The following is an 11,340-nucleotide window of genomic DNA, read 5'->3' as shown; positions in this document are numbered from 1 at the left end:
GGAGGAATACAGATGGCAGGACTTGTTGAAAAATTCAAGAACATGTGGGATGCTCCTGAAGATGAATATGAAGATTACGATTACCCGGAAGAAGAAGGGCAGGAGATGGCTATGGCCGGTCAAAATAATGAGCCGGAAGTACAGCGCGATTCAAACCGTCATGTCGCCAATGTAAATTCCGGCAACAAAGTCGTCAACATCCATGCAACAGCACAGCTTCAGGTCGTCCTCTTCAAACCGGAGCATTTTGGTGAAGAAACCTGCAACATTGCAGATGAATTGCTGAAAATGCATACCGTAGTGCTCAATCTTGAAAACACTGCCAAGGATGTTTCCCGAAGAATTATTGATTTCCTGAGCGGCGTCGCTTATGCGAACGGCGGCAAGATTAAGCGCGTTGCCACAAGTACCTTCATCATCACTCCATACAATGTCGACCTCACCGGTGAAGACGTGATGGACGAGCTTGAAAACAACGGTGTTTATTTTTAATGCAGAATAAATCCTCTGAGCAGAATGATCTTCTGGCTGCGCGGATTCTGGATGCGATTCGTCTGGCTGAGATACGCAGGAAACCTCATTTTGTCGGCTTTCTCGATGAAAGAGAGACTGTGCGCACCAAGAATTTGCTGCGGCGGGAATCATTCGTGAATGCCCAGTTCTGGGGCGGTTTTTCCGAAGCGGAACGGGTCGTTTTTGGGGCTTTTCCAGAATTTATGGCACCCGATGCGACTGTTTTTCCGGTTACAGCGCTTACGGTTGAGTTCCGTAAGCAAGACCGCCTGACTCACCGTGATTTTCTCGGCGCGCTGCTTCATACCGGACTTGAGCGCTCTTCGCTGGGCGATATCTTGACGGAGGAAGGGCGTGCAGTAATATTTTGCAGGCGCGAAGTCTCCGGGTTTCTATGTTCTCAAGTGGAAAAGATTGGCGGAGTGGGCGTCAGAATTACGGAGGGGGCACAAGAACCTCTTCCGGCGGCGCATCGCTTCGCCGATTTTTCAGCTGTCATTGCTTCCGCGAGGCTTGACTGCGTTACGGCTGCGGCGGTAGGTACCAGCAGAGAGAAGGCGGCTGCGATGATACGCGCACGGCTTGTCGAACTGAATCACGAGGAAGAGGCCTCTCCCTCCGCAGACGTTCACGAAGGGGATATCCTTTCCGTCCGCGGGGAAGGGCGTTATGTGATTGATCGGCTTGGCCCGCTCACCAAAAAAGGCAGACTTGGCATAGCGGGCAGAAAATATGTTTAACGTTTGTACGGGGAGTGAAAAATAGATGTTGTCATTAAATGATATCATCAACGTAGGGTTCCGCAAGTCCGGCTTTTCAGGTTACCGTGCCGACGATGTTGACAGCTTTGTCGATAGCGTCCGTGAGAGCTACGAAGAACTTCTGAAACGCTGTGAAACTGCCGAAGCAGAAGTCGTGAAGCTGAAAGAGGAAAATCGGCAGAATATCGAAAAACTCAAAGTCCTGGCAAACAAAATCGAAGAATACCGGAACCAAGAAGATGATATTAAGAATGCTCTTATCAGTGCTCAGAAGCTCAGCGAAGCATCGGTTCGTGAAGCACGCCATAAGGCGGAAATAATTCTGAAGGATGCCGAACTGAAAGCGGAGCGCATCATTCAAGATGCAGACCGTAAAATTGTTGAGCAAAAGAAAGAATTTGAACGGATGCAGAGAACGGTTTCAGATTTCCGCTCCAAGCTTCTCAGCATCTATAAAGAGCATTTAACGCTGATTGATGCGCTGCCGGGCACAAAACCGGAAACGGCAGCACCTCAGGAATCGGCTCCGGCGCAGAAGGCTCCGGAAGAACATGCTGAAAAGGTATCTGCTCCCGCTGCAGAAGAGCCAAAAGCGGGTGAAGAGGCAGAAGCAGAAATGGAATCTCAGCCTGTTGTAATGAATTTTGACGATTGATATTTTTCCGGAAGACACATCTTTAAGGAGAGAATGAACCAATGGATTACAAAAGCACCCTAAATCTTCCCAAAACCGATTTCCCGATGCAGGCCGGTCTGCCGAAGCGCGAACCGGAAATGCTGAAGGAATGGCAGGAAAGCAAGCTTTACGAAAATGTTATGAAAAAGAACGAGGGAAGACCGCTTTACGTCTTGCACGACGGCCCTCCGTATGCAAACGGAGATATCCATCTGGGGACAGCTCTCAATAAAGTCTTGAAGGACATCATCGTCCGTTACCGCAACATGAGCGGCTACAAGGCGCCGTATGTTCCCGGCTGGGATACGCACGGCCTCCCGACGGAGCTCAAAGCCCGCAAAAAAGCAGGTGTCGGAAATTCCACAACGATTTCCGACGTGGAGCTTCGCAAAATCTGCCGCGAGTTTGCGCTGCATTATCTGGACGACCAGAGAAATCAATTTATGCGCCTCGGCGGAATTGGCGACTGGCAGAACCCCTATATCACCCTGACGCATGACTTTGAAGCCAAGCAGGTTGAAGTCTTTGCGAACATGGCTCAGAAGGGCCTGATTTATAAGGGACTAAAGCCAGTCTATTGGTGCCCAAGCTGTAAAACGGCACTCGCTGAGGCTGAAATTGAGTACAGCGAGGATCCCTGCGATTCCATCTATGTAAAATTCCGCGTTACCGATGACAAAGGTGTGTTTTCCGGAAAGGGTATCGACCCGAATAAGGTCTTCTTCGTAATTTGGACGACCACAACCTGGACCATCCCTGCCAACGTGGCAATTTGCCTCGGACCGGAGTTTGAGTATTCCCTCGTAAAATGTGGTGATGAGTATTACGTCATGGCTACCGCACTTTATGAGGAAGCGATGAAAGCGGCAGGAAAAACCGATTATGAGGTCGTCGCAACCTTCAAGGGTTCTGACCTGGAATATATCAAAACAGCACATCCATTCCTTGACCGCAGTTCGCTTGTTATTCTCGGCGACCATGTAACGCTGGAAAGTGGTACCGGATGCGTTCATACGGCACCTGGACACGGTGTAGAAGACTATGATGTTTGCCACAACCATTATCCGGAACTGCCCGTCATTGTTCCGGTCGATGCAGACGGCAAGATGACAGCCGAGGCCGGCGAAATGTTCTGCGGCCTTACAACGGCAGAGGCGAACAAGGCTATCCTGAAACATCTGGATGATATCGGCGCCCTCTTTGCCGTCAAGCACATCATTCACCAGTATCCGCATTGCTGGCGCTGCAAGAATCCGGTGCTGTTCCGTGCAACGGAGCAGTGGTTCTGTTCGGTCGATGCCATTAAGGACAAGGCCGTGGAAGAAATCAATAAAGTTCAGTGGGTTCCGGCATGGGGCCGCGACCGCATCACTTCCATGGTGCGTGAGCGCAACGACTGGTGCATTTCCCGCCAGCGCCGCTGGGGTGTGCCGATTCCGATTTTCTACTGCAAAGATTGCGGCGAGCCGCTCATTTCAAAGGAAGCCATGGATGCAGTATCCAAGCTGTTTGCGAAGGAAGGCTCGGATGCTTGGTACATTAAGACCGCGAAGGAAATTCTGCCGGAAGGCACCAAATGCGCAAAATGCGGCTGCACGGAATTCACACAAGAACGCGACATTATGGATGTGTGGTTTGATTCCGGCTGCAGCCATGCCGCTGTGGTTGACCAGCGTCCGGAGCTTCGCTGGCCGGCTGATATGTACCTCGAAGGTGCCGATCAGTACCGCGGCTGGTTCCAGTCATCCCTGCTGACCTCCGTCGCTTGGAGAGGGCAGGCACCATACCGCACTGTTGTAACTCACGGCTGGGTCGTAGACGGCGAAGGCCGCAAGATGTCCAAGTCGCTCGGCAACGGAATCTCCCCGTCTGAAATCGTTGAAAAGTACGGTGCAGATATTCTGCGCCTCTGGGTTGCGTCTTCCGACTACCACGCGGATATCCGCATTTCCCATGAAATCCTGAAACAGCTTTCCGACGCATACCGTAAAATTCGCAATACGGCGCGCTTCATTCTCGGAAATCTGTATGATTTTGATCCGAACAAAGACCTTGTTTCGCCGGATAACATGGAGCCGATTGATCGCTGGGCACTTCACCGCTTCAACGGCCTCATCGAGCAGGTGAAAAAGGGATACGAGTCTTACGAGTTCCACGAAGCTTACCATGCGATTCATAATTTCTGCGTGGTGGATATGTCGAACTTCTACCTCGATGTCCTGAAAGACAGGCTGTATGTTGAAAAAGCAGACAGTGCAACGCGGCGTGCGGCGCAGTCTGCTATGTACCTGATTCTCGACGGTATGACTCGCCTCGTTTCTCCGATTCTTGCCTTTACCTCGGATGAAATCTGGCGCAGCATGAAGCATCGCAGCGAGGAAAATGCCGAGCATGTCCTTTACAACGATATGCCGGAGCCGATTGATGTCAACGCGGATGATGAGTTTGTTGCCCGTTGGGATAAGATTCATCAGATTCGTGAAGATGTGAAGAAAGCGCTTGAAATCGCCCGCAAAGATGATGTCATTCATGCTTCGCTCGATGCGAAAGTGACGCTTTACTGTTCTTCTGACTTGTATCCATTCGTGAAATCCGTAGAGCAGGTGCTCCCGGCTGTTTTGATTGTTTCTCAGCTTGAAGTTTTGGAAGGCGGGGAAGGAACATTCAAGGGCGAGGAACTGCCCGGTTTGTCTGTTTCCGTTGCTCATGCGGACGGTGAAAAATGCAGCCGTTGCTGGAGCTACAGCCACACAGTCGGAAGCGATCCGGAGCATCCGGATATCTGTGCACGCTGTGCAGCCGTATTAAAGTAAATCTGTGGGAGAGCTTTTCGGCTCTCCCTTCCTTTCATTACAAAAATGAGAAGGTGTGTCTTGTGGCGGTCATTACACTTCTGTTGGCTCTCTTGCTCGCGGCGACAGACCAGCTGCTGAAAATGATAGTGATTCGCGACGTAAAACCCGTCGGCTCCATTGACATTGTGAACGGGCTTCTGAAATTGGAATACTCCGAAAACACCGGTGCCGCTTTCAGCATGATGGAGGGCGGCCGCTGGGGTTTCCTCGCAATTACGGTTGTGCTTTGTGCCTTCTTTATCTTTGCCATGTTCTGCTACAACAACCATGAATTTTTTTCGCGGGCGGCTTGTGTGCTTATTGTAGGCGGCGGAATCGGAAACGCGATTGACCGGTTGGTTAATTCTTATGTGGTAGACTACATCTCGATTTCCTTTTTCCCGGCAATCTTTAATTTCGCGGACTGCTGCATCGTTGTCGGGGCAATTTTCCTTGCAATACATTTGCTTTTCTTTACTGAGCACGGCAAAGCGGAAAAAGTGATACGGACGAAATAATATGTGCAGAATTGAATTAATCGTTTCAGAGCCGGACGCTGGAGCCCGGCTCGACAAATATCTGGGAGAAAAAGTCGAAGGCCTTTCCCGTTCCGCGGCGGAAAAACTCATTGAAGCAGGCCTTGTTTTCGTCAACGGCAAAAAGCAGAACAAAAGTTGTCGCTGTGAAGTCGGCGACAAGATAGAAGCGCAGCTTCCCGCTCCAAAACCTCTTTCGGTAGAGCCGCAGGATATTCCGCTTGATATTGTTTATGAAGATGACGACCTGCTGGTCGTCAATAAACCAAAGGGCATGGTGGTGCACCCGGCCGTCGGCCATGATGACGGAACGCTTGTGAATGCCCTTTTGGCGCACTGCGGAGATTCACTGTCTGGAATCAACGGAGTCATGCGCCCGGGCATTGTTCATCGCATCGACAAAGACACAAGCGGACTGCTGATTGTTGCGAAAAATGATTTTGCCCACCGTAATCTTGCCGCACAGATTAAGGAGCACAGCTTCACCCGAATTTACGAGGCAGTGGTTGTCGGGAATTTGAAGAACGATGAAGGAACGGTTGACGCGCCGATCGGCAGAAGCCCCAACGACCGGAAAAAGATGGCTGTTGTGCAACAGCATTCGCGGAATGCGGTAACACACTACCAGGTCATTTCACGCTACCAAGGCTACACACATGTAAGGCTTAAACTTGAGACCGGCCGCACCCACCAGATTCGAGTCCATATGGCCTACATAGGCCATCCGGTTGCAGGGGATACGGTCTATGGCTCCAAAAAACCTTTGGCTGGTCTGGAAGGGCAGTGCCTTCATGCAAGGGTGATCGGTTTCCGCCATCCGCGTGATGGCCGCTATCTCGAATTTTCGAGCGAACTTCCTCCATATTTTACGGATTTCTTGAAACGCCTGAAACCGTTCTAACAGAACTCTAAGCGAGAATATATTCTGATAGGGAGTAACCGAATATATGGACGAACAAACTCGGCAGGTTCGTTTTTTGGTCGTGATTGCGGCAGTAATCTGCGCACTTCTCATCGGTTATAACGCTTTTTATGTTCCCGACGCGCCGCTTTCTGAGCCGACCGTAAAGGTGGACTTGACTTCTTCCACATCATCTGCGGCTGTGCCAACGTCCTCCGCGGCGGCGTCAAGCACAAAAGGGTCATCGGCGCCGAAAACAGCGTCGGCAAAAGTTAACATCAACACGGCCACAGCCGCGGAACTCAGCGAAAAGCTGGACGGAATCGGGGATACCCTTGCCCAGAGAATTGTTTCCTATCGTGAGCAGCACGGCCCATTCCGAAATCCCGAAGATTTGAAGAATGTCCCCGGCATTGGGGAGAAGAAATACGCAAAAATATCCTCTTTTATAACAACGTCGTAGTTTACTTAATGAAGCGCGAAGAAAAATATTGCCAAAAAATGAAGAACATAGTACTATAAGTCGGGAGGTGGTTGTTGCCGTGATGCCTTATATTTGGCTTGCCATTATCGTACTTGCTGTTTTGCTGGAAATGGGAACTACACAACTCATCTCAATCTGGTTTGCGGCCGGTAGCGTAGGCGCTTTGATTGCATATTTAGTCGGCGCATCGACCTTGGTTCAGATTTGTGTTTTTGTTCTCATAACAGGTATTACACTTGCATTTACGCGGCCATTCGCCCAAAGGGCGCTTGGCGTTAAGAAAACGAGTACAAATGCTGACCGCTATATCGGAAAAGTTGCGGTTGTTACGGTGGAAATCAACAATACGCTCGGAACAGGCCAGGTGAATGTGCTTGGCAGTATTTGGACGGCGAGATCTTCAGATGGTTCGGTAATCCCCGTTGGTGCGCATGCTGTGGTGGAATCGATCGACGGTGTCAAGTTGATCGTTCGCAAAATAAACGACTGAGAAAGGGCGAGTAAAATGGATCCGTTTTTGATTTTCCTGATTCTGCTTGTTATTGTCATTCTCATCTTGGTCACCAACGTCAAAGTAGTTCCGCAAGCCCATGCCTATGTCGTGGAACGTCTCGGAGCTTACCGCGTTACGTGGGACACCGGCCTTCATTTCTTGGTGCCTTTTTTCGACAGAGTTGCAAAGAAGGTCTCTTTGAAGGAACAGGTCATTGATTTCCCGCCGCAGCCTGTTATCACGAAAGATAACGTAACGATGCAGATTGACACGGTTGTTTACTTCCAAATTACGGACCCGAAGCTGTACGCTTATGGTGTGGAGCGCCCGCTATCTGCTATTGAAAACCTTTCCGCAACAACCCTGAGGAACATTATCGGTGAGCTGGAACTCGACCATACTCTTACATCCCGCGATGTCATTAATGCAAAAATCCGCACTGTGCTCGATGAAGCAACCGATGCGTGGGGCATTAAGGTCAATCGCGTAGAACTCAAGAATATCATACCGCCTCGCGAGATTCAGGAGTCCATGGAGAAGCAGATGAAAGCAGAACGTGAACGCCGTGCCCAGATTCTGGCTGCAGAAGGCGAAAAGAGCAGCGCAATTCTGGTTGCGGAAGGCGAAAAAGAATCTGCGATTCTCCGTGCGGATGCAATTAAGGAAACAAAAATCCGCGAAGCGCAGGGCGAAGCAGAAGCCATCCGACTGGTACAGCAGGCTTTGGCTTCCGGAATCAAAATGCTGAACGAAGCCAATCCTACACAAGCGGTTATTGCCCTTAAGAGCCTTGAGGCGTTCGAGAAGCTTGCAGATGGCAAAGCAACTAAGATTATTATCCCTTCACAGATTCAGTCGCTTGCAGGCCTTGCAACTTCCCTTACGGAATTAATCCGCAATGATGTTCCTTCTGCCGAAGAAGATAAGAAGTAAAAATTCAGCACGGTTCACAAATTATTCGCGAGAAGTGGGCTTTTATTTTTTGCATAATAAATTCAAATCACTTGCATTTTATACACAAATCTCCTAAAATAGAAGCAGATGATTGCGGAAACGGACCCCCGCGGACAGTTCCCGCGACAGGATACTCTGGATCGTGGGAAACCGAATACCGTTTTGCATTAGACCGCGTCATGGAAGGCGCGGTCTGTTCTTTTTTCGGTTGGTGCAGTTTCCGCCTTGGTCCGTATTACGTATCGATGCAAATGCAAAGGAGTGGTTCAATGTCAGAGCAGAAGAAAGTTGCTGTCATCATGGGAAGCGACAGTGATTTCCCCGTTGTTTCGGCAGCCGTAAAAAAGCTGAAGTCTTTCGGAATCCCTACGGAAACTCATGTTATTTCCGCTCACAGGACCCCACAGGCGGCGGCAGAATTTGCGTCTTCAGCAGAAGAAAACGGGTTTGGCGTAATCATAGCGGCCGCAGGAATGGCTGCACATTTGGCCGGTGTTCTTGCAGCTTACACAACCCTGCCCGTCATCGGTATACCGATGAAGTCGGCCGCACTGGAGGGCCTTGATGCTTTGCTTGCGACCGTGCAGATGCCGAGCGGAATTCCTGTGGCAACGGTTGCGGTTGGCGGAGCGGAAAACGCGGCAGTTCTTGCGGCGGAGATTCTTGCATTGAGCGACCCAACCCTTGCAGCAAAACTGAAAGAAATGAAAAAACAGATGAAGGAGAAAGTGGCCGCAAAAGATAAGGCCATTCAGGAAGAAGCAGCGAAACTCTGAGACGGAGGAAAAACATGAAAAGTTTCAGCGAGAGTTACAAAGCGGCAGGCGTAGACGTAACAGCCGGATATCGCGCAGTTGAGCTCATGAAAAGCCATGTGGAACGCACGAAAATTCCGGGCGTTGTCTCGGGTATCGGCGGTTTCGGCGGCCTTTTTCAGCCGAATTTAACAGGGATGAAAGAACCTGTCCTCGTGAGCGGAACCGATGGCGTCGGCACAAAACTGAAAATTGCATTTCTCATGAACAAGCATGATACAGTGGGAATCGACTGCGTTGCCATGTGCGTAAACGATGTGGTATGCTGTGGGGCAAAACCGCTGTTTTTTCTTGATTATGTAGCAACCGGAAAGAATCATCCGGAAACGGTTGCTGAAATTGTCGGCGGAGTTGCGGAAGGCTGTGTGCAGGCCGGGTGCGCTCTTGTCGGCGGAGAAACGGCAGAAATGCCGGGATTTTACCCGCCTGATGAATATGATCTGGCGGGTTTTTCTGTTGGATTGGTCGACCGTGAAAAAATCATTGACGGGTCTAAGATTCAGCCGGGCGACGCGATTATCGGTCTGCAGTCCTCGGGCCTTCATTCCAACGGTTTTTCCCTTGTCCGTAAGGTTTTCCGGGTAAATGAACAGAACATCGGCATGTATATTGATGAGCTGGGCTGCACCCTCGGCGAAGCCCTCTTAACACCTACAAAAATCTATGTAAAGCCGGTTTTGCGTCTGATGGAAAAGGTCGGCGTAAAGGCAATTTCTCATATTACCGGCGGCGGATTTTATGAGAATGTTCCGAGAATGCTCAAACCCGGAGTGTGTGCAAAGATTGAGAAGAAAGCTCTGCCGCAGATGCCGATTTTTTCTCTGCTTCAGCGTCAGGGAAATATTCCGGAGCACGATATGTACAATACGTTCAACATGGGAATCGGTATGTGCATTGCTGTTGCGAAAGAGGATGCCAACCGCGCCGTGGACGAGCTGAAAGCTGCCGGCCAGTCTGCTTTTGTGATTGGTGAGATTGCAGCAGGTGACGAGGGTGTTGTGATATGCTGAACATTGCTGTCCTCGTTTCCGGCGGCGGTACAAACCTGCAGGCATTGATTGATGCGCAATCTAGCGGAAAGATCAAAGGCGGCCAAATTGTACTCGTCGTTTCAAGCAATCCTTCTGCCTATGCACTGGAGCGGGCAAAAAAAGCAAATATTCCGACGAAAGTGCTTCGGCGGAAAGATTTCAAAACGCAGGAAGATTACGACAGCGCTCTTCTCGGACTTCTGGAGTCCTACCAGATTTCGCTTGTTGTTCTTGCGGGATTCCTCACGATAATCAGCGAAAACGTGGTTTCCCATTATCCAAACCGCATCATGAATATCCATCCTTCTCTCATCCCGTCATTCTGCGGCGAGGGATATTATGGGCTTCGCGTGCATGAAGAAGCGCTCAAACGCGGGGTAAAGGTGACAGGTGCAACCGTTCATTTTGTCAATGAAGTGTGTGACGGCGGCCCGATTATTCTTCAAAAGGCAGTAGCGGTGCAGCAGGGCGACACACCGCAGACACTGCAAAGGCGTGTCATGGAGCAGGCGGAATGGGAACTCCTTCCGCGCGCCGTCTCGCTTTTCTGTGAAGGCAGGCTTACGGTTGAAAACGGAATTGTAACAATCAAGGGGGAAGAACAATGAATCTCAAAACAATCGAAGAAACTCTCGGTTCCAATTCTTACCCGGGCCGCGGAATCCTGCTCGGAAAAAGTGAAGATGGGCAGAATGCTGTCATTGCGTATTTTATCATGGGGCGCAGCGAGAACAGCCGCAACAGAATCTTTGTTGAAGACGGCAAAGGAATCCGCACAGAGGCTTATGATCCCTCGAAGCTGACGGACCCGTCTCTCATCATCTATTCTCCGGTTCGAGTTTTGGGTGACACCACCATTGTGACGAACGGAGACCAGACAGACACGATTTATGACTTCCTCTCCAACGGCAGAACGTTTGAAGATGCGCTTCGGACTCGCACCTTTGAGCCGGATAGCCCCAATTTCACTCCGCGCATCTCCGGCCTTGTGGAGCTGAATGAGACGCTCCGCCTGCGCCTGTCGATTCTAAAAAGCGGAGATGCGGCAGGCACAACAACGCAGCGTTTTTTCTTCGAGTACAACGATCCTAAAGATGGGGAAGGCTGGCTGATTCATACCTATGTCGGTGATGGACAACCGCTTCTGTCGTTTGAGGGAGAACCTACCCATATTTCTTTGAAAGGAACCATCGACGAGTTTGCCGAACATCTTTGGTCGAACCTAAACGAAGACAATAAAATATCACTGTTTGTGCGTTACATCAACTTGAATACAAAACTGGTAGATACACGCATCTTTAACAAGAATCTTAGCCGGAACGCGTAAAAAATAACCGTCCGG

General features: G+C 50.1%; 13 protein-coding genes. All 13 read left to right on the top strand.

All coding sequences use genetic code 11. The features are described 5' to 3' along the window. Window positions 1–12 precede the first annotated feature (12 nt). A complete protein-coding gene (locus NOG13_RS04580; protein WP_283111092.1) occupies window positions 13–492 on the top strand; it encodes a cell division protein SepF in 480 nt (159 codons plus the stop codon). Then, window positions 492–1,253 carry a YlmH family RNA-binding protein gene (locus NOG13_RS04575; RefSeq protein WP_283111091.1) on the top strand — a complete coding sequence of 254 codons (762 nt, stop codon included), beginning with the start codon at window positions 492–494 and terminating at the stop codon, window positions 1,251–1,253. Before NOG13_RS04580 ends, NOG13_RS04575 begins: the two co-directional genes overlap by 1 nt. Before the next feature lie 25 nt (window positions 1,254–1,278). Next, window positions 1,279–1,929, top strand: a complete 651-nt coding sequence (locus NOG13_RS04570; RefSeq protein ID WP_283111090.1) for a DivIVA domain-containing protein — start codon at window positions 1,279–1,281, stop codon at window positions 1,927–1,929. 41 nt (window positions 1,930–1,970) lie between these two features. Then, a complete protein-coding gene (ileS, locus tag NOG13_RS04565) occupies window positions 1,971–4,763 on the top strand; it encodes an isoleucine--tRNA ligase (protein ID WP_283111089.1) in 2,793 nt (930 codons plus the stop codon). 62 nt (window positions 4,764–4,825) lie between these two features. After that, entirely contained in the window at window positions 4,826–5,302 is a 477-nt protein-coding gene (gene lspA / locus NOG13_RS04560; RefSeq protein WP_283111088.1) for a signal peptidase II, read from the top strand. A 1-nt stretch (window position 5,303) separates the two neighbouring features. Beyond that, window positions 5,304–6,221 (top strand): RluA family pseudouridine synthase, encoded by a 918-nt coding sequence (locus NOG13_RS04555; RefSeq protein WP_283111087.1) that lies wholly within the window; start codon window positions 5,304–5,306, stop codon window positions 6,219–6,221. 46 nt (window positions 6,222–6,267) lie between these two features. Next, window positions 6,268–6,684, top strand: coding sequence for a ComEA family DNA-binding protein (locus tag NOG13_RS04550; protein ID WP_283111086.1), 417 nt, complete (start codon window positions 6,268–6,270; stop codon window positions 6,682–6,684). An 82-nt stretch (window positions 6,685–6,766) separates the two neighbouring features. After that, window positions 6,767–7,195 carry an NfeD family protein gene (locus NOG13_RS04545; protein WP_283111085.1) on the top strand — a complete coding sequence of 143 codons (429 nt, stop codon included), beginning with the start codon at window positions 6,767–6,769 and terminating at the stop codon, window positions 7,193–7,195. Between the two features lie 15 nt (window positions 7,196–7,210). Next, complete coding sequence (locus NOG13_RS04540; RefSeq protein WP_283111084.1) at window positions 7,211–8,131, top strand: SPFH domain-containing protein; 921 nt, start codon at window positions 7,211–7,213, stop codon at window positions 8,129–8,131. 290 nt (window positions 8,132–8,421) lie between these two features. Then, window positions 8,422–8,928, top strand: coding sequence for a 5-(carboxyamino)imidazole ribonucleotide mutase (purE, locus tag NOG13_RS04535; RefSeq protein ID WP_283111083.1), 507 nt, complete (start codon window positions 8,422–8,424; stop codon window positions 8,926–8,928). A 14-nt stretch (window positions 8,929–8,942) separates the two neighbouring features. Continuing rightward, window positions 8,943–9,977, top strand: a complete 1,035-nt coding sequence (purM, locus tag NOG13_RS04530) for a phosphoribosylformylglycinamidine cyclo-ligase (RefSeq protein WP_283111082.1) — start codon at window positions 8,943–8,945, stop codon at window positions 9,975–9,977. Further along, window positions 9,971–10,606 carry a phosphoribosylglycinamide formyltransferase gene (gene purN / locus NOG13_RS04525; RefSeq protein ID WP_283111081.1) on the top strand — a complete coding sequence of 212 codons (636 nt, stop codon included), beginning with the start codon at window positions 9,971–9,973 and terminating at the stop codon, window positions 10,604–10,606. The genes purM and purN overlap by 7 nt, the downstream gene beginning before the upstream one ends. Continuing rightward, window positions 10,603–11,325 (top strand): IMP cyclohydrolase, encoded by a 723-nt coding sequence (locus NOG13_RS04520; protein ID WP_283111080.1) that lies wholly within the window; start codon window positions 10,603–10,605, stop codon window positions 11,323–11,325. The genes purN and NOG13_RS04520 overlap by 4 nt, the downstream gene beginning before the upstream one ends. Window positions 11,326–11,340 lie beyond the last annotated feature (15 nt).

This window comes from Thermocaproicibacter melissae (genome assembly GCF_024498295.1).
GTDB lineage: Bacteria > Bacillota > Clostridia > Oscillospirales > Acutalibacteraceae > Thermocaproicibacter > Thermocaproicibacter melissae.
Note: the sequence above shows the minus strand (reverse complement) of the source record. Positions and strands in the feature narration are given on the sequence as shown.